Origin of the sequence: Streptococcus loxodontisalivarius (assembly GCF_016908645.1) — a bacterium.
In the GTDB taxonomy this organism is placed as follows: domain Bacteria; phylum Bacillota; class Bacilli; order Lactobacillales; family Streptococcaceae; genus Streptococcus; species Streptococcus loxodontisalivarius.
On record NZ_JAFBEH010000033.1, the window covers coordinates 1 to 25,024 of the forward strand.

Genomic DNA, 25,024 nt, shown 5'->3' on the forward strand with positions numbered 1-25,024 from the left:
CCCTTGTCAACAAGTTTTTTGAAAAAGTTTTTTTTACGTTCTAACCTCGCGATCGGAACTCAATTAGTATAGCAAATTCTTTACTAATGTGTCAACTACTTTTTGATTTTTTTCAAAATATATTTCGTTTCCATTAATTCTACTAGCTTATAAAAACAGAAGTAATGAGTAAATCCACTTTTTATCTTACTTTATAGATCTGAACTTTATGTTATAACTATGACATAAAAACAGCACCCTAAAAGTTAGATTTATGGCTCTATAATTTCTGTAGTGGGTAAATCCACCATGGAGATTGTAGGGCTTTTTGAGTATAAAAAAGTCCCACATGACTTATAATGAAAAGCGCTAAAACAACTCATTAGAAAGATTCATATGGAACATTTAGATTATATCAAAGACTCACTCGATATTAAAGACCCTAACACCACTTTTGATAAAGAATTTGATAAGTTTTCAACTCACAAAGTCTTTTATGCCAAATTAGATTATGATGCTCCGCAATGTCCAAATTGCCAAGGAAAGATGGCTAAGTATGACTTTCAGAAGCCCTGCAAGATTCCTTACCTCGAAATGGTTGGCTACAAGGTCCTTATCCGCCTTAAAAAGCGTCGTTTCAAGTGTAAATCTTGCGGTAAAATGGCTGTCGCTAAGACATCGCTTGTCCGAGAAAATCATCAAATCCCCAACATTGTCAACCTCAAAATCACGGAGAAACTCATGAGCCGTGAAGCTATGTCCAACATCGCTAGCGACCTTGCCATCTCTGTTTCGACTGTCTATCGTCAGCTGAACCGTTTCGAAAGTAAGACTGATCTGAACTGGCTTCCTGAAAATATGTCTTGGGACGAGTATTCTTTCAAGAAGGGTAAGATGAGTTTCATCGCTCAGGATTTCGATTCTAACAAGATTATTGCTATCCTCGACGGACGTACACAGACTGTTATCAGAAATCATTTTCTACGCTATACTCACAAGGTTCGTAGTCGTGTTAAAGTTATTACCATGGACATGTTCAGCCCTTACTATGAGCTTGCTAAGAGCTTATTTGCAAATGCCAAGGTTGTTCTTGACCGCTTCCATATTGTTCAGAATTTATCCCGTGCTATGAACAGATTACGTGTCCAAATCATGAACCAATTTGACCGTAAATCTCATGAATACAAGGCTTTGAAACGCTACTGGAAACTCATCCAACAAGACAGTAGAAAGACTTCTGATAAGCGATTTTATCGTCCTACTTTTCGTATGCACTTGACCAATCAGGAGATTGTGCAACGCCTTTTAAGCTACTCTGATGAGCTAAAGAAACATTACGAACTTTATCAGCTTCTTCTTTTCTATTTTCAAGAAAAGAATTCTCAAGCATTTTTTGACCTCATCCAAGAGAAGAAAAAGACTGTTGATCCGCTATTTCAACCCGTTTTCAAGACCTTCATCAAGGATAAAAAGAAGATTGTCAACGCTCTGGAATTGCCTTATTCCAATGCCAAACTTGAGGCAACCAACAACCTTATCAAAGTTATTAAGCGTAATGCTTTTGGATTTAGAAACTTTGAGAACTTCAAAAAACGGATTCTTCTCGCCTTGAACGCAACAAAAGAGAGAACCAATCTGATTCTCTCTCGTGCTTAATTATTAGTCAACCCACTACAGTTGACAAAGAGCCCTAAAAGTTAGATATAAAATCTAACTTTTAGGGTGCTGTTCAGTTAGCTCGATTTCAGCCAAAATATTTTGCTTTTACCTATCGATTCCACTAAAAGAATTGTATTTTTTATTTTGACTTAGAGCTATTATTTTAGCTTCTTTCTGTAGCTATCAATTTCGGTAGTATTCCCCCACACATAATGACCTGGTTTGATTTCAACCATGTTTGGTTCATCTGTGCTGTAATCATGCTGACTTGGATCATATACAATCAATTCTTTCTGTCTCTCTAGAATTGGGTCTGGAATTGGAACTGCTGACAAAAGTGATTGTGTGTAAGGATGTAGCGGATTATTAAAGAGCTCTTCAGTCTCTGCTACCTCGACAATTACCCCTTTGTGAATTACCGCAATACGATCTGAGATAAAACGTACAACAGACAAATCATGGGCAATAAAGAGATAAGTCAATCCTTTTTCTTCTTGGAATTTTTTCAAGAGATTCAAGACTTGAGCACGCACTGAGACATCTAAGGCTGAAATTGGTTCATCTGCAATTACCAATTCAGGTTCCATAACAAGAGCGCGCGCAATACCGATACGTTGGCGTTGTCCACCTGAAAATTCGTGAGGATAGCGTGTCAAATGTTCTGGTAATAGTCCAACTTCTGAGATAATATTTCTAATTTTTGCCTTACGATCATCCTCGTCTTTAAAGAGATTGAAGTTATAGAGTCCTTCAGAAATAATATAATCGACAGTTGCTCTTTCATTTAAGCTGGCTGCCGGATCTTGGAAAATCATCTGAATTTTACGAATGATTTCCTTTTCTTCCTCTTTAGATTTTGAACCATTAATTTTCTTACCATCATAGGTAATATCTCCTGCACTAGTATCATTTAAACCGATAATAGCACGTCCAATCGTCGTCTTACCACTTCCTGACTCACCAACTAGTGAAAAGGTTTCTCCCTTGTTAATGAAGAAGTTGGCATTTTTGACCGCAACAAATTTTTTACTTCCTTCACCGAAAGAGATTTCTAAATCTTTAAGTTCCACTAACTTCTCAGACATGGTCTCCTCCTTCTTGTTTACCTAATTTTTTTGAGATTTTCTCGTGTAGATTGTTAATCAGCTCTGGCTTATCAACTTGTGGTGCATCTGGATGAAGCAACCATGTTTTAGCCCAGTGCGTATCAGTAACATTGAATTTAGGAACATTTTCCTCAAAATCAATGGCCATGGCATACTGAGAACGTGGAGCAAAGGCATCACCAACAATCTCTTTGTAAAGTGACGGTGGTGTTCCTGGGATTGAAAAGAGGACACCATTCTCATCAGCAAGCTGAGGTAGACTTGATAGCAAGCTCCATGTATAAGGATGGCGTGGATCATAGAAGATATCCTCTACTGTACCATACTCAACGATGTCTCCAGCATACATAACAGCCACCTTATCAGCAATACTTGCAACGACACCTAGGTCATGTGTAATAAAGATGGTTGTAAACTGGTACTCTTTTTGAAGACTCTTCAAGAGTTCAATAATTTGGGCCTGAATGGTCACATCTAGAGCAGTTGTCGGTTCGTCACAAATAAGCACATCTGGCTTACATGCTAGGGCAATGGCGATAACAATACGCTGACGCATTCCTCCTGAATATTGGAACGGAAACTCATCAAAACGACGTTCAGCATCTGGAATACCGACCTTATTCATATAGTCAATAGCCAATTGTTTTGCTTCTGCTTTGGATTTACCTTGGTGTTTAATGATAACTTCGGTAATTTGGCTACCAATTGTTTTAATTGGGTCTAGACTGGTCATAGGATCTTGGAAGATAGTTGAAATCTTCGAACCTCGAATACCATCCCAATCCTTATGTTTTTTCAAATTTGTCAAATCTTGTCCTCGATAAGTTACCTTACCTGAGGCAATTCGACCATTAGTTTCTAACATACCTGTAAATGTTTTTGTTAGCACTGATTTACCAGAACCTGACTCACCAACGAGCGCTAGTACTTCTCCTTCATAGAAATCAAGAGAAATCCCTCGAATGGCTGTCAAAATTCGGTCACGCACTTCAAACTCGACCACAACATCTGAAGCACTCAATACAATATCTTTTGTAGTTGTCATACGGTCTCCTATCTATGTGAACGTGGATCGCTGGCATCTGCCAAGTTTTGTCCTACCACAAAGAGTGGCAATGATACGAGGATTAGGACAAAGAGCGGAATCCAGAACAAGTAAGCGTTGGTAGTAATATTTGAAGAGTAGTTCGAAATCAAACGTCCTAAACTTGGCTCTGTCGTTGGTAAACCAAGTCCAAAGAATGATAGAAAGGCTTCATATGAAATGTAACTTGGGAGCATTTGACTAACCATCGTCACAATAACTGACACTAACTGCGGCAAAATATTTTTAATAACAATCTTATAAGTTGATGTTCCTAAAGTACGACTAGCTAAGTTGTACTCACGGTCACGGTAGCGCATAACTTGTACACGAATTGAGTAGGCAATACCTAGCCAACCAGTCAAACAGATAGCTAGGATCAAATTCCAGAAACCTGCACCGATTGAGTAAGTCAAAACGATGATGATCAAGAAAGCAGGAATATTAGTGATAACATTGTAAACTTCGATAAGGACACGGTCAACAGACTTAGACACACCCCAGATACCACCAACGATAACACCAATTACAGTGTTAATAAGAGTGGCAATGACAGAAATCAAAATAGAGTTACGGGCACCGTACCAGACGCCGTCAAAGAGTGATTGACCATTTTTATCTGTACCAAACCAAAATGTTGCATTAGGTGTAATGTAACGACGTGAGAAGTCATTGATATGACTAACATCATTAAAATCAAAATTTGCAAACATTGGATAAACAAAACTCATCAAGATGACAGCAATCAAAATAGCTGACATAAAGATCGTAGATTTTTTTGAAAAGAATTGTCTAAATACAGATTTCCAGTAAGAATATTCTGGGGCATCAATGGTTTCAGATGCTAAATTATCTAATTTGACAAATTCAAATTTACTTTTATCAATTGATGCCATTATTTCTTACCTCCTTTTGTTGACAATTTAATACGTGGATCAATAAGACTCATCAAGATATCACCTGCAAGAAGTGAGAATACTGATACTAAGGTAAAGATAAGTACGAGACCTACGACCATTGAGTTATTTGCAGCTTTGATAGAATCAAGCATCATTTTACCCATACCTGGGAATGCAAAGATAGATTCTGTCAAAGTCGCCCCACCGATTACACCAATAATCGCTCCTGGGATACCATTAGCAATTGGAACCATGGCATTTTTAAACAAGTGTTTTTGAGAAATTTCTGCCTCAGAAAGACCTTTAGCACGAGCAAAGCGAACATAGTCACTGTTTTGCTCATCAACCAAGTAACGACGGAACCAAACAGCAAGTCCAGGCATACCTAAGACCCCCAGAACTACCGCAGGTAGCACATATGAGCGGAAATCTGATGCACCAAGAAGTGGGAAACTATCTGGAAGTCCAATCAAGGTTCCAAAGTAACGGATAATATAAATTGTTGCCACACTTGGGATAGCCAACATAAAGGTCAACATACCTGTTGAGAAACGATCAAAGAAGCCGTCTTTGAATCGTGCCATAAAGAGTCCAAGAGGAATAGCAAGCAAGTAAGATAGGATAACACCAAAAATACCAATCTTGAATGAGTTAGAAACCATAGATGGATCAGTATAATTACTTGTGGTTTCAGTGTAAGCATCATCTTGACCAAAATTAGCCTTATCTTGTGAGTCAGCTTTAGATGGTGATTTATAAGTACGTGAATAAATATCAATTGATGACATTTTAGTCACACCAGTAGGGAAGGTAACTTCTTTAGAAGCAGTTGTCCCTTGTCCTTGTGAAATAACCGTTAGTACCGGAACATTTGAGTAAGTTGGATAAGATGTACCAAGATCAAATGTTACAATATTTTGGTGAATATAAGGGAAAACATTATTGAAGTAGATAAGGTATTTGTGCTCTGTACCTGAACCAACCATTGCCCAGCCAACTGATTTATCATTTTCAATACGAACATAGCGTTCAAGATCTGGATTTGAAGAATCTTGAATTTTCCATGGATGATCAATTTGAATTAGATTAGCATAGAAATTCCAGACACGTTCGTAGATTGGAATATCACGCACTGCATAGTACTGACCACTGTCTTCAAAAGTTTTCAATTTCCAACCATGTCCTAGTGAAGCAATATATTTTTTATAAATGGCTTCATTTGTTTTATTAGCATCTGTTGTGACAGTTTTATCTGTCTTAGCTGCCTTTTGTTGGAGTTCCTTACGATTGTAATACTCTATGTAACCCATTCGTTCATAGACTGTATTCTCATAGTTCGTCTTCTTATCAGGAGTCGTCACTTGCTTAGCATAGTTAGGGTCCTGTTTAAAGATTAACTTTCTAGGAACCATGGTAAAGACGATAGCATAAGTCAATGTCGTTACCAAAAAAATAGATAACAAGGAACGAAGTGTTCGCATCAAAATGTATCTTTTCATAACTTTCCTCTGAATCTCGTACAGAAATTCTTCTATCTTTCATTAAGGTTTTTAAGGATTTCAAATAAGAAAATCTATGCCATATATTATACCATAAAGTTTTCTTAAACAGCTTAATTTTCAGAAATATCTGACAATAACATTAGACTCTATACTTTCTGTAGTGGGTAAATCCACCAAGGAGATTGGAGGGCTTTTTGAATGTAGAAAAGAGCCACAATAACCACGTAATGGCTACTGTCTTGATATTATTTTTGAGATTAAAGCCCACGCCAAACGCATGTAGAAAGCAACGTTTTCAGAAAGCTTATTTTCTTAAAATATTGTAGATTTCCAATACAAATTATGTTAGAATTTGGGTATAAAATACGAAAAAGATGCTTTTGTAAGACAACTGCATATTAAAAAATTTGCCTCTCTAGTGAACTAGGGAGGTATATTTTTTTCATGCGTACGACGTGATTAAAGCCTTAATAGACTTGACAAATGGTAGAAAAAAGCCAAAAGTCTTAGCTCTGTATAATACACAACTAAGACCTCTATCTATATATTAAATTTTGTTAGTCCTCTAACTAACCAAGCCTTTGTTTAGAATCTGCTACTCGTTGAAATGCTTGTCCAATGTAATTAATACAAAGCATCATCACTAGAATAAGGATAGCCGCTGGTAACCATACCCATGTTTTATTAACTAAAACATCCTCTGTACGTGCATTCGCAATCAAAGTTCCTAGACTTGGTACCGTTGATGGCAATCCAAACCCTAGGTAAGTAAGAGAAGTTTCAATACCAATATTACCAGCAAAATTCAAAGTCAAATTAACAATAACTAACGAACTAATATTGGGTAAAATTTCTCTAATCATTATCATAAAATCGCTACTTCCTAATGTTTTAGAAGCATTGACATAATCTAATGACGCTTCTGAAAGTACCCTTGTTCTAAAAAGCCTTGCTTTTCCGGTCCAATAAAATGCACTCATAATCAAAATAAAGTGATATATATTGTAATTCTTAATTACAGTAACAAAAACAATAATCAACATTAAAACAGGGAGAATCATAATAAAATCTACAACTCTCATTAGAAAACCATCTACTTTTCCACCATAATATCCTGAAATCAAACCAATCATCACACCAATAAAGCTAGTGATAATTGTAATGGAAAAACCAATCAAAATAGAATTTCTAGCTCCTATAATTAACTGTCCAAAAATGTCACTTCCTCCCGAGTCAGTCCCCAAGATATGACCATCTACTCCAGGCGCTAAATAAATGTCCATTAAGCTAACCTTCATAACTTGTTCTGAACTCATTAATGATGATCCTATAAAAATTACTAGAAGCAATGCTGTTAATATCAATAATGCAGTAAGCGCTACTTTATCTTTAGTAAATTCTCTGATTATTACACCAAAACCTGTAGGAGTTGATGTAATATTTTTATTTGTTTTCTTCATCAGTTCTCCTCACTTTTACTTAATACGGATACGAGGATCTACGATACTCATAATGATATCTGATAATAATGTTCCTAAGAGCGTTGCAAATCCAAACATCAATAATAACGCAAGAATTACACTATAGTCACGTGTACTAATTGATGACATAAATAATTGACCTATTCCTGGGTAAGTGAAGATACTCTCAATAAATACAGAACCTCCTATAAGACCAGTAAGTTCATAACCTAGAAATGCTGCGATTGGTAAGAGAGAATTTCGTAAAATATGTTTATTATAAACAACTTTCTCTGGGACTCCTTTAGCTCTTGCTGTACGAACAAAATCTTGAGATTTAGCATCAATAATCCCAGTTCTTAGATATTGAATAGTAGCTGTCGTCGACAAAATAGCTAATGTTAATGCAGGAATTATCATATGATAGATACGACTAAATAGATCAGCTATACCTGTCAATCCAGGTTCAACGGAACCACGCGTTGGAAACCACCCGGTTGAATAGCCAAATAACCATAACATTAAAATCGCAAAAACAAATGTTGGTGTTGAATATGTTAAGAAATTATAAACAACAATAATCTTATCAGCAATCGAATTTTGATAACGTCCAGCAATAACTCCTAGTGGTAATGCAATAATATAAGTTAAAATCAATGTCAATAAAGAAAGCCAAATTGTATTATTTAGACGTTGCCCAATAACTTGTAACACAGGCTGTTTAAATGCTATACTTTGCCCAAAATCACCTTGTAAGATATTCCCAATCCATCGAAAATATTGTATATATAGGGGATCATATAGACCAGCTTCAATACGTTTTTGTTCAATAACTGCCGGATCAATATTCGGATCAATCATTCCAGTAAATGGATCACCTGGCATCATCTTTGCAACAAAGAAAGCAATAACACTTAGAATAATCAATTGCGGAATCATCATGATAACGCGTCTTAATATCGTTTTCCACATATTACTTTTCTCCTCCATTTAATGCAACACTATGCGACTCTGATAGTTTTATTAGATCAAATACACGACCTGTTTGATCATAATATTCATGTTGCTTATCTCGGTACTCTCTTTCTGCTGCAAGTCTCTTTTCCTTGTTAAGTTTTCTATTTTCTGGATCTATCACAGGAATTGCAGATAAAAGCCTCTTTGTATAAATATGTTTAGGCTTGGAATAAATATCCTTTTTAACACCTGTTTCAACAAAGCGCCCCTTATACATAATATAAAGTTCATCACACATATGCTGAACAACACCTAAATCATGAGAGATGAAGAGGTAACTTAAACCGTACTCCTCTTGAATCCTCTTCATGTAATTTAATACTTGCGCTTGGACAGATAAATCTAATGCAGAAACTGGCTCATCAGCAATAATTAATTTAGGATTACTTGCTAAAGCTCTTGCTACTCCTATACGCTGTCTCTGACCTCCTGAAAACTCATGAGGGTATTTAACTAATGCATCTTCTGTTAAACCAATAATATCAAGGAGTTCTAGAACTTTCTTTCGTTCCTCTGTAGCAGAAAGACGATCAAAATTACGAATTGGTTCCGCTATAATATCTAAAATTCTTTTTTTAGGATTAAAACTAGATAGAGAGTCTTGAAAAATCATTTGAACATCTCTGTTAAACGTCCCTTTCGTACGTCGTTGTCTATTCGTTACATCCTTTCCTTCGTAAATAATTTTCCCTGACGTAGCTTTCTCTAGTCCAATAATCGTTTTACCAATCGTTGATTTACCTGAGCCTGACTCTCCAACCAAACCATATGTTTTACCCGTTTCAAAACGTAAATCAACACCATCAACCGCAAGTACATGATCAGTGACACGGTTAAAAAATCCACTGCGAATTGGATAATGAACCTTTAAATCTTTCACTTCAATAAATTCCATCACTATTTACCCTCCTGAAACGTAAAGGTTTGATAACAAGTGCAACGAACAAAATGATTATCTCCAACTTCATGAAGTGTTGGAACCGACTCATGATCTGTCTCAGGAATCCAAGAAATACGAGAAGCAAATCGACAACCTTTTCGTTTCATATTAGTTATCGGAGGTACTGTACCTTCAATAACATGTAACTCTTTTCCTTCATTACCCACTTGTGGATTAGATTTAAGTAAAGAACGTGTATATGGATGCTTAGGATTCATAAATAGTTCATCTACGGGAGCAATTTCAACAAACTCCCCTGCATACATGACTGCAACACGATCCGCAGTTTCAGCAACCACACCCAGATCATGTGTGATTAAAATAATTCCTGATCCTGTCTCTTCTTGAATATCATTCAACAAGTCAAGAATTTGAGCTTGAATAGTAACATCTAATGCTGTGGTTGGTTCATCTGCAATAATAATCGGTGGCTTGCACGATAAAGCCATAGCAATACCTACACGTTGTCTCATACCTCCAGATAACTCATGTGGATATTGATTAAAAGTACGTATCGGACTTGGAATTCCAACCTGATCAAGCAGTTCAAGAACTCTCTGCTTTCGTTCAGTACTACTCAACTCAGTGTGATACACCAAAGCTTCATCAATCTGCGCCCCAATTGTCATCAAAGGATTTAAAGATGCCAAAGGATCTTGAAAAATCATACCAATATCATTCCCACGCACTTTATTATATTCCGACTCTGGTAGACCAATTAAGTTCTGAGATTTATAATTAATTTCTCCTGTAATTTTAGTATTATTTGGATTATGTAAACCCATAATAGTAGTAGCCAATGTTGACTTCCCACAACCCGACTCTCCTACAATAGCTAAAATCTCATTACGCTTCAGTTCAACTGAAACGCCATCAACAGCATCATAATATTCATCACGAATTCTAAAACCAACATGAAGATTATTGATTTCTAGTAAAGTATTGTCTTTCAAATCATCACCCTCCTATCCCAACTTTTACAAAATATTTTTATATTTAAGATAAAAAAGCCAACTTTCGTTGGCCTTCTTCATCTTAATTTCCAGATACGCCTTTATCTTTTACCAATTCAACTTTTTCCCATGATACTTTGGAAGCTGATCCTAGATAAGTATCCCAGTATTTAACACGGTTATTGACAGCTGTAAGATTAACACTTTCAAATGTTGGAATAAAGAAAGCTTCATCTTGAACATACTCTTGCCAGTCATCGTAAAGCTCTTTATTAGTTTTTTCATCAAAGGCTTCTTTAGAGTTCATTTTATCCATAATCTCAGTACCTGTAGCATTAACATATCGAGACATATTAAATTCAGCTTTAGGCCCCCATGTTCCTTCTGGATTTGGATCATAACCTGTTGACCAACCACCTATAAACATATCAATATTAGAATCATTTGATTGAATTGCATCGTAGAAGGCATTTAGTTCCATTGTTTTGCCTCCATACAACTCAACATCTAGTCCAACCTCTTTCCACCACGCAATATACTGTTGGATGAGTTTCTCATTTGCATCAGTACGTGTACGTGCAGCAAGAGAGATTTTAAAAGCTTTTCCATCTGGATCTTCACGATAACCATCATTATCTGTATCCTTATATCCAGCTTCATCTAATAATTTTTCAGCTTTCTCTGGATCATACGTATATCCTTTTAGACTATCATCATGTAAGTCACCAAAGAATGAAATAATTGCTGTAGTTGCTGGCAAATACAACCCATTATAAAGTTTTTCTCCAGCAGTCTTATTATCAATTGCATAGCCAATTGCTTGACGAAGTTTAACATTATTCATCTTAGCATTGTCATTCATGACATTCTCACCTTTTTCGCTATCCCACTTACCAAAGTTAAATGAAATATATTCATACGATGAGTCAATTTGGCCAAGAAGAGTAATATTATCCAAATCATTATAACTTGTATACTGATCTGTCGGCATTGAAGCAATGTCATATTTTCCTGCTTTAACCTCTGAAACAATTGTATCTGGTGAAACAATATCAGCTTTTAGACTTGAAATTTTTAGTGTCCCTTTGTAGTAGTTTGGATTAGCCTTATAAGTGATCGATTCCCCTGTTACCACATTATCCACTGTAAATGGTCCCATCCCAACAAACTTATTAGTTCGAGCATAGTCTGAGGTCTCCCAATCTTTAACTGCTATATCTTTGAAAATATGTTTTGGTGTTACATAAGATGGGATATCCCCCCCAGCAAGCTCCATTGAAGGAGTCATTTCTTTCACGCTGACTTCTACTGTATAATCATCAATTTTCTTCAATCCTGAAATTGAAGTTGCTGTACCATTATGATACTCCTCTGCACCAACAATATTAGTAAAGGCAGTACCATAACGTTTACCAGTGTAGTCTTTACTGGTCATTGATTCTATTGTATAGATATAATCATCAATTGTAAATGCTTGTCCATCTGACCATTTATAATCTTTACCTGTTAATGTCACAGTATACTTATTGTTTTCAGTATCAAAAGTTACTTTAGCAAGACCTGTGTCATCCAATTTACGATTACCATCATATCCAAACATCGACTCATCAACAAAACTTGAAAAGCTCGAATCAACTGTTTGGTCTACTAATTCATCCATCAAAATACCAGTTGAATCTGAGGATGAAACAATAGCATATTTAAACTGTGCATTATCTACAGAAGTTCCACTATTTTCTACCTCTGTTTTAAAATCACCAACATCTTTTTGTTCAGACGATGATGAGCTATTCCCACAGGCAACCAAAGTAAATGTAGATAACAGAGCAACAGCTCCAAGACTAATACGCTTCCATGTTTTCTTTTTCATAAGATTTCCTCCTTTGGCTTTCTTTTTCATTTTCCAATATAGTTGAAATTATACCATAAACTTTCCTTAAAGAAAACGTTTTTCTGACAAAATTTTCTGTCAATTCTGACTAAGAAATCTTTCTAACCTCTTTTAGGACTTATGGTATAATAGTAGAAAATTGTTTTTATAAGGATTAACTAATGAAAAAAATACTAACACTTCTGTTTGTTTTCTTAGCAATTTTAGGTTTTCAAACAGGTCTAGCTGCAGCTGATGATTTCGATGTTGCTGCTGAACATGCTATCGCTGTTGAGGTCACGACTGGTAAGGTTCTCTATGAAAAGGATGCAACGACTCCAGATGGTGTGGCGTCCATGACAAAAATTCTGACCGTCTACATGGTCTACAAGCAGATCCAGGAAGGCAAGCTATCTTGGGATACCAAGGTTGAGATTTCTGATTATGCCTATGACCTTACTGCAAACTCTGATGCTAGTAATGTCCCAATGGAAGCTAGAGAATATACAGTCAAACAGCTCGTTAATGCTGCCATGGTTGCTAGTGCTAACAGCGCAGCTATTGCCCTAGCGGAACATATCGCAGGTAGTGAGCCTAAGTTTGTCGATATGATGACGCAACAGCTCAAGGACTGGGGAATCACAGATGCTACTCTGGTTAACGCTTCTGGTCTTAACAATAGCTATCTGGGAGATAATATCTATCCTGGTACGGCTAGCGATGCTGAGAATCTTATGAGCGCTCGTGATATGGCCATTATCGCTCGCCATTTGATTACAGAATTCCCTGATATTCTCAAAATTTCAAGTCAAACAACTGCTGATTTTGACGGAACCACTATGAATACCTACAACTATATGTTGAGTGGTATGCCTTATGAGCGTAGTGGGGTCGACGGACTCAAGACAGGAACAACCGAACTGGCTGGTGCTTCGTTCGTTGCAACTTCTACGGAAAATGGCATGCGAGTCATAACTGTTGTTATGAATGCTGATGGTTGGCAAGATAATGATTATGCTCGTTTCGAAGCAACCTACAATCTCCTTGATTATGTTGCTCAAAACTATGAGATGGTTAATTTGTTAAAAACAGGCGAATCTTACCAGTCAAGTAAGGCGACTGTCCTCGATGGTAAACAAGATAGTGTAACAGCTGTCGCAAAAGAATCACTAAAAGTTGTTCATAAAATCGGTGGCGACACTTCAAATGCAGTCACTTTCACAACATCTGAGACTGGCTACACTGCTCCTATTCAAAAGGGGGATGTTGTCGGTACTGCTACCTATAACGATACTGAACTTGTCGGAACAGGCTACCTAGATAAGGCACCAAGTGTTGATATGGTTGCAGAGACTAATGTTCAGAAAAGTTTTTTCCTACGTGTTTGGTGGAACCACTTCGTCAGATATGTTAACGACAAATTGTAAGATAAAAAGCACTCGAAATAAACTTCGAGTGCTTTTAAAATTCTCTATTTCCAATCTTGGTTGGTATAATGATGAAAAGGCAGAGCAAAACTGCCTTTTCTTTATCTGATGATTTCAGTAGGTAGTCTAGTGGCTTAACCCTCAAAGTGGAAAACTGTGTTTTCCTTATCCAGTTACTTCAGTTGGCATGTTCCTGTGTTAAATAGCCTTTAAAGTGGAAAACCACGTTTTCTCTTTCCTATTACCTCAGTAGGTATTTGATGATGTTGAACAGTTTTATAGCTGTTCAATCATTCACTAAACAAATCTAAAGAGGACAAGATGATAGTCACCTTGTCCTTATTCAATAACCTCTGTGAGTATGATGAAAAAGTAGCGCCAGGCTACCTTTTCTTTATTCCCAACCTCGGTTGGTATAACGATGAAAAGGTAGGCTGGCGCTACCTTTTCTTTATCTGATAACTTCAGTAGGTATGATGATTGTTTTTGGAAGCTTTATAGCTTCCAAAATCTAATCATCATTAACCTACTGAACCCTCCATTTCATAGGCAATCAAACGGTTAAGTTCGACGGCGTATTCCATTGGGAGTTCTTTGGTGAATGGTTCTACAAATCCCATAACGATCATTTCTGTGGCTTCTTGTTCTGAGAGTCCACGGCTCATGAGGTAGTAGAGTTGTTCTTCTGAGATTTTTGAGACTTTGGCTTCGTGTTCAAGGGCTACTTGTGAATTATGAATTTCATTGAATGGGATGGTATCTGATTTTGAGATATCGTCCATCAAAATAGTGTCACACTCGATGTGGCTGACTGATTTCTTAGAGTCCTTGTTGAAGGTCACTTGTCCACGATAGTCTACCTTACCACCGTTACGGGCGATTGATTTCGAAACGATTGATGATGAGGTATGCGGTGCATTGTGAATCATCTTAGCACCTGTATCTTGGTGTTGTCCTTTATTGGCAAAGGCAATTGAAAGCATGGTTCCACGTGCTCCTTCACCATCAAGGAGAACTGATGGATACTTCATGGTTACTTCTGCTCCGAGGTTACCGTCAATCCATTCAACTGTCGCATTTTTCTTGGCAGTAGCACGTTTCGTTACAAGGTTATAAACGTTGTCTGACCAGTTTTGAATCGTTGAATAACGCATGTAGGCACCATCAAGGGCAAAGATTTCAACGATGGCAGCGTGAAGGCTAGCTGTTGAATAAGTTGGCGCAGTACATCCTTCAACGTAGTGAACACTTGCTCCTTCATCAACGATAATAAGCGTACGCTCAAATTGGGCAGTAGCTTCATTGTTCATACGGAAGTAAGTTTGAAGTGGGATATCAACCTTAACGCCCTTAGGAACATAGATAAAAGTTCCACCAGACCAGAAGGCTGAGTTAAGCGCAGCTAATTTATTATCCGTTGGAGGAACCAATTTTGAGAAATACTGTTTGAAGAGGTCTGGATACTCACGAAGGGCTGAATCTGTATCGGTAAAGATGATACCGAGCTTGTCATACTCTTCTTTCATATTGTGGTAAACCACTTCTGACTCGTACTGAGCTGAAGCACCAGCAAGGTAGGCACGCTCCGCCTCAGGGATACCGATACGCTCAAAGGTTTCTTTGATCTTATCTGGCACATCATCCCAAGTGCGAGCAGGCTTATCTGTTGGTTTTTGGTAGTAGGTTAGGGCATCAAAGTCAATACCTGACAAGTCTGGACCCCATTCCTGCATAGGCATTTTGTTGAAGGTTTCCAAAGATTTGAGACGGAAGTCAAGCATCCATTCTGGCTCACCTTTTTCTTTTGACATGGCACGGACAACGTCTGGACTGATACCACGTTCAGTCACAAAGACAGGTGTCACGTCGTCATGGAAACCGTACTTGTATTCACCAAGGTCAATGGGCTTTGGTTCTACTTTTTCGTTTTCTGACATTTTATTTTCCTTTTAGTTTTTTGTTGAATAGCAGGGCTTTTTTTCTGATTACTGACCCAGCTGCTCATGGCGTTCAATGGATTTTTTGAGGGCATTCCAGGCTAGGGTAGCACACTTGACACGTTGTGGGAATTTAGACACACCAGCCATAAGCTCGGCTTCCCCCAATCTTTCCTGGGCATCATCTTCTTTTCCTTGAACCATTTCTGAGAAGATCTCAGCTAATTCGAGTGCTTCTGCTGTGGTCTTTCCGATAACAGCATCTGTCATCATGCTAGATGAAGCTGTTGAAATCGTGCAACCATTGCCTGCAAAGGCGATATCTTCAATCACATCTCCGTCAAATTTGACAGACAGGGCGATAACGTCACCACAGGTTGGGTTGTTGAGTTGAAGTGCCTCGACACCTTCGATAACGCCGTGGTGATGAGGGCTTTTTGAGTGGTCAGAAACCACTGCCATATAGAGACTATCCAGTCTAGAGAGTGCCATTGAAAAACTCCTTTGTTTTGATAATGGCTTCGACAAGTTTGTCGCAGTCTTCTTTTGTATTATAAATGTAAAAGCTTGCGCGGGCAGCTGATGAAATCCCAAGATGGTTGATCAAAGGCTGGGCACAGTGGTGACCCGCACGTACAGCTACGCCTTCGTAATCAAGAGCCGTTGCAACATCGTGCGGATGTAAGCCATCAATGTTAAAGGCGATAACACCTGCGTGTTGGCTAGGATCCTGAGGTCCATAGACGGTCAATCCTTCGATAGCTTGCAACTTAGGAAGAACATAAGCAACCAATTCCTGCTCATAAGTATGGATAGCATCCATTCCAATCTGAGAAAGGTAATCCAGCGCTGCTCCTAGTCCGATTGCTCCAGCAATATTTGGCGTTCCTGCCTCAAACTTCCAAGGCAATTCCTTCCAAGTCGCTTCTTGTTCATAGACAAAGTCAATCATCTCACCGCCAAATTCGACAGGGTTCATGAGATTGAGGACTTCTTCTTTTCCATAAAGGACACCAATACCAGTCGGTGCCAGCATCTTGTGACCTGATAGGGTAAAGAAATCACAGTCTAGGTCTTGAACATCAATAGCCATATGAGGTGCTGATTGAGCACCATCGACGACCATATAGGCACCTTTTTCATGAGCCAGCTCCGCAATTTCTTTAACAGGATTGATGCAGCCAAGGACATTAGAGACTTGAGCAAGACTGACAAATTTTGTCTTGTCAGTGAGCTTTGCTTGCAAGTCTGCCATATCTAGCTGTCCATCCTTGAGGTAGACATAAACGAGCTGGGCACCTGTCTTACGACAGGCTTCCTGCCAAGGAATGATATTAGAATGATGCTCCATGATAGAAATCAGCACTTGGTCATCCTCTTGGAGAATCTGCTCTGCAAATTTAGCTACCCAGTTGAGACCTGTTGTTGTTCCTCGTGTAAAGAGAACTTCCTTGGTCGATTTGGCATTAATGAAAGCACGCGCTTTTTCACGACTAGCTTCATACTTGGCTGTCGCACGTTCTGCCAGTGTATGCACACCACGGTGAACATTAGCATTATCCTCATGATAGTAGGCTGTTAAAGCATCTAATACCACCTGAGGTTTCTGGGTTGTGGCAGCATTGTCCAGATAAACCAGAGGTTCATCATTGACGATTTGATCTAAAATGGTAAAATCCTGACGGATTTTCTTAGCATCTAGTGACATGATTCCTCCTATGTTTTTTCTGTCTAGCTTAGCGTTTTTCAAGTTTACGGTCAAGAACGGCAACGATTTCGTCACGAACTTCCTTGACTGGGATTTCAGTGATAACAGCTCCCAAGAAGCCACGGATAACCAAGCGTTCTGCTGTTTCTTGGTCAATACCACGGCTCATGAGATAGTACATATCCTCTGGATCAACCTGACCGATTGAAGCTGCGTGACCTGCAGTCACTTCATTTTCATCGATCAAGAGAATTGGGTTGGCATCTGAACGTGCCTTGTCTGACAACATGAGCACACGGCTTTCTTGTTGGGCATCCGCACCTTTAGCACCTTTGACAATATGTCCGATACCGTTAAAGGTAAGCGTTCCACGCTCAAGAATAACACCGTGTTGCAGAATGTGACCAACAGAGTTGTTACCATAGTTAGTGACACGAGTATCAATCCCTTGAACCTGACGACCTGATGAAGCCGCAACAACCTTGAGGTCGGCATGGCTACCATTTCCAATCAAGTCAGAGTCAAAGTCAGCAATGACATTTCCCTCGTTCATGACACCAAGTGCCCACTCGATAGTCGCGTCATTCCCAAGACGACCACGACGACTGATATAGGCAGTGACATTTTCACCCAGACGGTCGATAGCTGAGAACTTAATCTGGCTACCTGCTTGAGCGATAACCTCAACAGAGATATTAGCAGAAACTTCCTCGCTACCTTGTCCACTTGTTTCCAAATGCTCCAAGTAGGCAAATTTTGAGTGTTTTCCTGCGATGATAAGGATGTGTTTGTTAAATGGCACAGCGCTTGTACTATCTTGGAGGAAGATTCCTTCAAGAGGCTGGTCAATCTCAACATTATCAGGAACATAGAGGACAGCTGCGCTATTAAAATAAGCATAGTTATAAGCAGCTAGCTTGTCTTCGTCAAAGCTGACAGCAGATCCGAAATGTTTCTCAATCACCTCAGGAATTTCTTCCAAGGCTGAATGGAAATCTGTGAAAATCACACCTTGATTGACCAAGTCCACTGGCAATTGCTCAAGAACAGTCTGCGTTCCCAACTGCACAAGTTTAGGATTGTCACCAAGAGCTGTGAAATCTGGAACATTTTCAGAAAAATCACTTTCAGCTATCGTTCCATCTCCAAGATTCCAACGGTGGAATTTAACACGCTCGATGTTCGGAAGAGCTAATTCTTCCATTTTATCAAAGGCAGCGAGGCGACGTTCTTGCAACCAGGCTGGCTCTGCTTTTGCTTGTGAAAAGCTTAAAATATTATCTTTTGACATGATGTACTCCTTCTACTTTATGAAAACGAAGCACATTCTTAAACTTCTTCGTTGTACTCGTAGCCGAGTTCTTCTGCGATTTTAGCGTATCCTTCTTTTTCAAGACGGGCAGCCAATTCTGGACCACCTGAAAGAACAACCTTACCTTCCATCATCACGTGAACAACATCTGGTGTGATGTAGTTCAAAAGACGTTGGTAGTGAGTGATAATCATAGCACCAAAATCGTCGCCACGCATAGCATTGACACCTTTTGAAACCACTTTGAGGGCATCAATATCAAGACCTGAGTCAATCTCATCAAGAAGGGCAAATTTTGGTTCAAGCATGAGCAATTGAAGGATTTCATTACGTTTTTTCTCACCACCTGAGAAACCTTCATTGAGGTAACGCTCTGCCATTTCTTCCTTCATACCGAGAAGCTCCATGTTTTTATCCAATTTTTTGATGAAATCACGAACTGAAATCTTGTCTTCATCTTCTTTACCAGCGTTCATAGCTGCACGGATGAATTCAGCATTTGTGATTCCTGGAATTTCTGATGGGTATTGCATTGCAAGGAAAAGACCGAGACGAGCACGCTCATCAACTTCAAGTTCCAAGATGTTTTCACCATCAAGAAGGATTTCACCTTCAGTCACTTCATAGTTTGGGTTACCCATGATAGCAGCTGAAAGAGTTGATTTACCAGTTCCGTTAGGTCCCATGATAGCAGCAACTTCACCAGTTTTAAGTGTCAGGTTAACACCTTTCAAGATTTCTTTTTCTTCGATAGAAACATGAAGGTTTTTTATTTCAAGTACAGACATTGTACGCTCCATTCTTTAGCTTATTTTTAAAGTCTAAGCTCATCAACAAGAATCAGTTTATTCTTATTTAAATGTTCAAAAACTTAATTATAACAATTATCATTATAACAAAAAAAAGCCCAATGGACTTTTTTTCTGTTTAAAATTATTTCTTTCTATTCTTCCACTTGAGAAGTTTAGCTTGTCTGTAATCGCTATTTCCGATGAACTTGAGGGTTTTAAAGAGTGGTGTACGTCCAGCTCCCCAAATCTCGAGACCTTCGATAAAAATTTCTAAGGCAAATGCGAGACCAACCATCAACAAAATGCCTCCCAGTCGACTAGAAACATTAAGCAAAAGAGCAATTAGAGAAAAGACAATAGCAATACCGTAGACCACCAGGACAGCTCCTCTGTGAGTGAAGCCCATAGCTAATAGTCTGTGGTGTAAGTGCATCTTATCCGCCTCCATAGCTGGACGTCCTGATAATTTACGGCGGATAATGGCTACCACAGTGTCCAAAATCGGTACTCCCAGTACAATGACTGGCGTAACAACCGCGACAGCTGTTGAATTTTTGAGACCTTGTAGAGACAAGACCCCAATCATAAAGCCGATATAAAGGGCACCCGTATCTCCCAGATAAATAATAGCGGGATGATAATTATAAGGGAAAAAGCCTGCTATTGTCGCAATCAAAACAAAGATCGTCATAGTCAGGAACATATCTGTCTGAGGCAGGAAGAAGTAGGAGACCAGACCCATAGTCAAGAGGGAAATAATAGACACACCACCCACCAGACCGTCCAAACCATCGATAAGATTGACCGCATTGGTAATGGCAACAATCCATAAAATAGTTAGGAAGAAAGTCAAGAACGGCCCAAAATAAATCATAGGACCGCCAAATGGTATCTTGAAACTATCAAAACGGAAGTCAGTAAAGGCCCAAACAATGACTGCTCCTATAATAATTCCCAGCATCTTAGGTCTAGGTTTGAGCTCATAGATATCATCAATATAACCTGTAATAGCGATAACCAAGCCGCCCACCACAACTGGTAGGATATAGTAAAAATAAGAGGTTTCCCAAACCATGGTATGGATAACTCTCGGCATGAGAATAAGCGCAGCAATCATAAAAGCAAGGACGATTGCTAAACCACCTGCACTAGGCATGGGTTTCTTATTGATACGACGAGCATTAGGATTATCTACCGCTCCAACTCTGAATGAGATAAAACGGACAATCGGTGTTAAACAGAGACTGATTAGAAAGGTTCCGATGAGGACCAAGACATATTCAATTGAAAATGGCACCATATCAGTCTACCTTTACTAGCTTCAACTGTTCAGCAGCATCTGTGTAAAGGAGCTGAACACCATGTTCTTGAAGATAAGCTCTTGTTTTATCAGATTCCTTAGCAAACTCTAGCATGCGTGCATACATAACATTTGCATGGAAATTGGGCTTGTCTTGGACATTCAGCAAGATGGTCATGTAGTAACGGTCTGACCACTTATAAAGTTCAGATGCTTCAATGTCAAAGTCAACTGCCTTGGAGAAGGTTAAAGCATCCTCTAAACGATCAAAGGCTAGAACATAGTGGACATAATCTGAGAAAGACTCTTCCTCTTCTTCCAAAATTGTCTCTGCTTTCTCCGCTTCTTCCAAGCGGTCTTGAGCAATGCTGTCGCTCTTATCACGCATGGTCTGCTCCAAAGTCTTGAAGAAATCTTCAGGAGACATATTGGCAATATCATCCATGTCCGCAAAGTCTTCGAGATTCAAGTCATTTTCAAGTTCTGATTTGGTAACAAAGACATCAAGACGGTCCTTGCGAGGAGTTACTCGGAAGCTAAGCATACCGCTGTTTTTAAAATTATCTGGCAGCTCCAACTCATCCATAACAGAATAGAAAAACTCTTCTGTTTTTTCTTGAGGAATGAGGAAATCCTTCAACTCCATTCCACGCTCTTCCAAGTCCTCCATGCTGATGGTGATTTTTAGCGTTGTTTCACTGATTTGTTTCATTTCCATAGGCTTAATTGACCTCTTACTGACTATTCTTTGATTAGGGTGTGTGATAAAAATAATTTTTCAGGAATCTATTTTCTTCATCACAGCTTCTGCGCAGTTGTGGCGGTCTATCAATATTGATTTTTCAATGAATGAGAATCCACTCAACTTCTGCGTCTTGTATTTTAAACTATAAAAATTGCGAAGCTCAAGATTTTATCTCTGCTTCTTCTTATACATTCGTTTTTCTAAAGGAAAAACTCAAAAAATCTGAGTCTCCCACATCTATATTATACAGGAAATAGAAGCTTTTAGCAATTTAGCAAGCATGAGGCTCAAAAAAAGAATCCAAGACTTGGTCTCAGATTCTTCTATTTTAAAAGATGAGGGTAACGAGCCAGTATGCCAAGATGATGACACCAAGGACGATACGGTATTTCCCAAAGATAGTAAAGTCGTGTTTCTTAACGTAGTCTGTCAAGAACTTGATTGCGTAAAGACTGACAACAAAGGCTGTCACGCTAGCAACCAAAAGAATAAGGAATTGAGCAAATGTTAGGCTGTTGCCATCCAAGAAGAACTTAACTGCCTTAAGCCCACTATATCCAAACATGGTTGGAATACCCAAGAAGAAGGTAAAGTCTGCTGCCACCGTACGGCTTGTTCCAACAAGGATACCACCTAGAATAGTCGCACCTGAACGGCTTGTTCCTGGAACAATAGCAAGAACCTGGAAGCAACCAATCAAAAGAGCAGTCTTGTAAGACATACGATTAAGATCTGTCACCTTTGGCTCTACGGTAGCATTGCGATTCTCAATCCAGATAAAGGCGATACCGTAAACAATCAAGGCAATCGCAATCGGTACCATTGAGCTCATGTGCTCTTCAAACCAATTATCAAATGGCACTGCGATAATAATTGATGGGATACATGCAATCACAACCTTAAGCCACAACTGCCAAGTCAAACGAACTTCACGCGCCGTCTTACCTGGTTGGAAGGGATTCAGACGTTCAAAGTAAATCACCATAACCGCCAAAATCGCACCCAACTGAATAACAATATTGAACAATTCTACGAAAGACTTACTCTGATCCAAGGTCATAAACTGTTGCACCAAAATCAAGTGACCTGTACTTGAGATTGGCAGCCACTCAGTAACCCCCTCGATAATACCGAGGATGAGGGCCTTCAGCAATTCAATCAATAACATGATAACTCCTAAAATTAGTATTGGTATTATTATAACAGAAAAAAGCTGACTTTTTCTCCTTTTTGAAAAATAGCAGAGCTAGCAGATTAGAAGGCTCCGCCTCCACCTCCTCCGCCACCTCCAGAGAAACCACCTGAAGAGCCTCCTGAGGAAATTGAAAAATGCGAAGCTGATTGGGCTGAATCGAGCGAATGGTGGAATTGTCCTGAAACATAACCCAAATGAGGTGTTAGATAAGGATAAATCATTACCAATTGCTGGTCAGAGACGTCTATTTGACGAATCTTCATGTAGTGTTCCACCTTGTCTGCCCTGCCAAAGAGGGTCGCATAGACCAGCATCCGATTCCAGATAATAAGACTCTCTAGTTCTGCTTCCTTGAAGTTACCGATATCCTCCATCATCTTGTCAAAACTCTCCCAAAGTTGTCGAATCTGACCACCCTCTGGAGTCAAGGCACCATAAGAGGCAATAAGATAAGACTCACGAATAAGATAGATAAGCCCAAAGACACTAGCAATACCAGTGACAATGTAAAAGAGAAAGACCGGTTCAAAATAAGATTGGTAGATCAAGTAAAAGAAGACACAGATAGACAAGATAGCTACAAGAGTCAATATTATTCCTGACCAGATCGTCAATCCACTTTCTCTTGAAGTCACATCACGATAGGTCTTTGGATAGTCGCTGAGACTGGCTTTTACCTTGTCAGAAATAGCTGTCGCTTGCTTTTTGAGACGATTGATAACACGATTACCAGAACGGCGCATCTCTTCTTCCAGATCAGATCCCATATACAGCTGCTTCAACTTTTCTTCAGTCTGCTCATCAAAATAGTAGTCTGAGAAGAGCTGACTAACCATTAAGGTCTGATTAGCACCAAAGGCAAGCCTAATAAAGTCGCTTTCAAAATCATCCAGTTCTGCCTTCTGAGTTAAGGTTAGACGATAACTGCTGGCTTCCTTCTCAATTGAAATAGCCTTTTTATCAATCAAATCAAGCAGCTCAGCCTGTAATAGATTTTTAAAATCAATCCTGCCACCAGATCCGCCCTTTCCAAGAGGACTTAGATCATATAAAGACTGATTATAGACCAATTGTGAAACCGCTAGAGGGGACAGATTATCAGGCATCTCATATAGACGAACTGGTTTGAGATAGTAGCGGTTGATACTCTTCTTGTAAAAACTGTACAAGAGATAAGCAAGAACAAATAAACCTAGTACCGTCAGTGGTAGATAGAGATTAACCATCTTGAGTAGTCGCTGATTATTACGGGAAATCTCATCTTCCTTACTTAAAAAGGTTTTTAAGTGACTTGATGAAATCGCCTGACCACTGATGATATCACTGTTCCAGTAGGCATGTAGCTCCAGTTTTCCCGATACATTTGACGTAGAAATATGATATGAGTTATCTTCCTGGCTAATCTGCGACACCGATTTTAAATAACCTAGATGGGCAAATAGTTGCGACTTGGAAGCAGATTTATCTGTTTCAACCGTGAAATCAACCTTTTGCAACGTCTCATCCCAATCTGAAATCGGTACCCAATTCAGCTCTGCGATATCCTCATATTTATAGAGAATATTCTTAAGTCTCCATGTAACCGTGACAGTCACTTTATCTCCAGATGAACCTGAGTTGTAGATTTTGAGTCTGTAGCCATCTGATAGATTTTCCAGCTCTGGTGTTACAGATGAGGTCGTGCCATTCTTACTAACTAAGACAGATGGATTTCCTTCAATATCAAAACCATCTGGCATATTACCAGCCTTACCTAGAGTAACATACTGACCATTATAGCTCGAATCAAAGGAATAGGTCACAGCCTCAATGAAGGTTGCCGAATTATCCTCATGAATCGTTAGAATCCCTTGATAGGACGGAATACTGTAATCCACCTCATCGGCAAAGACACTAGCCGTGAACAAAAATAGAATAGATACTATTCCTAGATACATCAATTGACTTATTCTTTTCATAACCCCATGATCCTCATTTCATATCTATGCCTTTAGTTTACCACAAAACAGAAAGTTCTAAAATGAAGTTAGCCAGTTGAAGGCATGAAAAAAACATCTCAGAGAGATATAATGTAGTCACCACAACACACACTAGAAGGACTCCGAGATGCAAGAATATTATACACCAAAAGGCAAACATT

At 38.9% G+C, this 25,024-nt stretch carries 21 protein-coding genes; 3 read left to right on the forward strand and 18 right to left on the reverse strand.

Translation table 11 applies throughout. From position 1 onward, the window contains the following. Window positions 1–375: 375 nt before the first annotated feature. Window positions 376–1,635: an ISL3 family transposase gene (locus JOC28_RS07570; RefSeq protein ID WP_205010088.1), complete on the forward strand. Its 1,260-nt coding sequence runs from the start codon at window positions 376–378 to the stop codon at window positions 1,633–1,635. 161 nt (window positions 1,636–1,796) lie between these two features. Here JOC28_RS07570 and JOC28_RS07575 read toward each other — a convergent pair whose 3' ends face one another. The 9 genes from JOC28_RS07575 to JOC28_RS07615 all read right to left on the reverse strand — a co-directional run bounded on the left by JOC28_RS07575 (window position 1,797) and on the right by JOC28_RS07615 (window position 12,469). Then, entirely contained in the window at window positions 1,797–2,723 is a 927-nt protein-coding gene (locus JOC28_RS07575) for an ATP-binding cassette domain-containing protein (protein WP_205010089.1), read from the reverse strand. Next, on the reverse strand, window positions 2,716–3,789 hold the full coding sequence (locus JOC28_RS07580) for an ABC transporter ATP-binding protein (RefSeq protein ID WP_205010090.1): 1,074 nt from the start codon (window positions 3,787–3,789) through the stop codon (window positions 2,716–2,718). The genes JOC28_RS07575 and JOC28_RS07580 overlap by 8 nt, the downstream gene beginning before the upstream one ends. An 8-nt stretch (window positions 3,790–3,797) precedes the next feature. Next, complete coding sequence (oppC, locus tag JOC28_RS07585; RefSeq protein ID WP_205010091.1) at window positions 3,798–4,724, reverse strand: oligopeptide ABC transporter permease OppC; 927 nt, start codon at window positions 4,722–4,724, stop codon at window positions 3,798–3,800. Beyond that, window positions 4,724–6,226 (reverse strand): ABC transporter permease, encoded by a 1,503-nt coding sequence (locus tag JOC28_RS07590; RefSeq protein ID WP_205010092.1) that lies wholly within the window; start codon window positions 6,224–6,226, stop codon window positions 4,724–4,726. Before JOC28_RS07590 ends, oppC begins: the two co-directional genes overlap by 1 nt. A 572-nt stretch (window positions 6,227–6,798) precedes the next feature. Next, window positions 6,799–7,689: an ABC transporter permease gene (locus JOC28_RS07595; protein ID WP_205010093.1), complete on the reverse strand. Its 891-nt coding sequence runs from the start codon at window positions 7,687–7,689 to the stop codon at window positions 6,799–6,801. A gap of 15 nt (window positions 7,690–7,704) precedes the next feature. Next, window positions 7,705–8,661 (reverse strand): oligopeptide ABC transporter permease, encoded by a 957-nt coding sequence (gene opp4B / locus JOC28_RS07600; protein ID WP_205010094.1) that lies wholly within the window; start codon window positions 8,659–8,661, stop codon window positions 7,705–7,707. 1 nt (window position 8,662) lies between these two features. After that, entirely contained in the window at window positions 8,663–9,601 is a 939-nt protein-coding gene (locus JOC28_RS07605; RefSeq protein WP_239548922.1) for an ATP-binding cassette domain-containing protein, read from the reverse strand. A 2-nt stretch (window positions 9,602–9,603) separates the two neighbouring features. Further along, complete coding sequence (locus JOC28_RS07610; protein WP_205010096.1) at window positions 9,604–10,599, reverse strand: ABC transporter ATP-binding protein; 996 nt, start codon at window positions 10,597–10,599, stop codon at window positions 9,604–9,606. 82 nt (window positions 10,600–10,681) lie between these two features. Next, the gene (locus JOC28_RS07615; RefSeq protein WP_205010097.1) at window positions 10,682–12,469 is read right to left on the reverse strand and encodes an oligopeptide ABC transporter substrate-binding protein; all 1,788 of its coding nucleotides are present in this window, start codon (window positions 12,467–12,469) and stop codon (window positions 10,682–10,684) included. Window positions 12,470–12,651: 182 nt separating this feature from the next. Here JOC28_RS07615 and pbp3 point away from each other — a divergent pair, with 182 nt between their 5' ends. Next, window positions 12,652–13,896 (forward strand): D-alanyl-D-alanine carboxypeptidase PBP3, encoded by a 1,245-nt coding sequence (pbp3, locus tag JOC28_RS07620; RefSeq protein WP_205010098.1) that lies wholly within the window; start codon window positions 12,652–12,654, stop codon window positions 13,894–13,896. 321 nt (window positions 13,897–14,217) lie between these two features. Next, a complete protein-coding gene (locus tag JOC28_RS07625; RefSeq protein ID WP_205010099.1) occupies window positions 14,218–14,355 on the forward strand; it encodes a hypothetical protein in 138 nt (45 codons plus the stop codon). Between the two features lie 62 nt (window positions 14,356–14,417). Here JOC28_RS07625 and sufB read toward each other — a convergent pair whose 3' ends face one another. The 9 genes from sufB to JOC28_RS07670 all read right to left on the reverse strand — a co-directional run bounded on the left by sufB (window position 14,418) and on the right by JOC28_RS07670 (window position 24,842). Beyond that, on the reverse strand, window positions 14,418–15,833 hold the full coding sequence (gene sufB, locus JOC28_RS07630) for a Fe-S cluster assembly protein SufB (RefSeq protein WP_205010100.1): 1,416 nt from the start codon (window positions 15,831–15,833) through the stop codon (window positions 14,418–14,420). A 48-nt stretch (window positions 15,834–15,881) separates the two neighbouring features. Further along, window positions 15,882–16,325: a Fe-S cluster assembly sulfur transfer protein SufU gene (gene sufU, locus JOC28_RS07635; RefSeq protein WP_205010101.1), complete on the reverse strand. Its 444-nt coding sequence runs from the start codon at window positions 16,323–16,325 to the stop codon at window positions 15,882–15,884. Next, a complete protein-coding gene (locus tag JOC28_RS07640) occupies window positions 16,312–17,544 on the reverse strand; it encodes a cysteine desulfurase (protein ID WP_338058059.1) in 1,233 nt (410 codons plus the stop codon). Before JOC28_RS07640 ends, sufU begins: the two co-directional genes overlap by 14 nt. A gap of 25 nt (window positions 17,545–17,569) precedes the next feature. Beyond that, window positions 17,570–18,832 (reverse strand): Fe-S cluster assembly protein SufD, encoded by a 1,263-nt coding sequence (gene sufD, locus JOC28_RS07645; RefSeq protein ID WP_205010103.1) that lies wholly within the window; start codon window positions 18,830–18,832, stop codon window positions 17,570–17,572. 38 nt (window positions 18,833–18,870) lie between these two features. Then, complete coding sequence (sufC, locus tag JOC28_RS07650) at window positions 18,871–19,641, reverse strand: Fe-S cluster assembly ATPase SufC (RefSeq protein ID WP_205010104.1); 771 nt, start codon at window positions 19,639–19,641, stop codon at window positions 18,871–18,873. 145 nt (window positions 19,642–19,786) lie between these two features. Further along, entirely contained in the window at window positions 19,787–20,944 is a 1,158-nt protein-coding gene (locus JOC28_RS07655; RefSeq protein WP_205010105.1) for a glycosyltransferase family 4 protein, read from the reverse strand. 1 nt (window position 20,945) lies between these two features. Further along, window positions 20,946–21,662 (reverse strand): adaptor protein MecA, encoded by a 717-nt coding sequence (gene mecA, locus JOC28_RS07660; protein ID WP_205010106.1) that lies wholly within the window; start codon window positions 21,660–21,662, stop codon window positions 20,946–20,948. A 355-nt stretch (window positions 21,663–22,017) separates the two neighbouring features. Further along, complete coding sequence (locus JOC28_RS07665) at window positions 22,018–22,857, reverse strand: undecaprenyl-diphosphate phosphatase (RefSeq protein WP_205010107.1); 840 nt, start codon at window positions 22,855–22,857, stop codon at window positions 22,018–22,020. 86 nt (window positions 22,858–22,943) lie between these two features. Continuing rightward, the gene (locus JOC28_RS07670; protein ID WP_205010108.1) at window positions 22,944–24,842 is read right to left on the reverse strand and encodes a DUF2207 domain-containing protein; all 1,899 of its coding nucleotides are present in this window, start codon (window positions 24,840–24,842) and stop codon (window positions 22,944–22,946) included. Window positions 24,843–25,024: the final 182 nt, after the last annotated feature.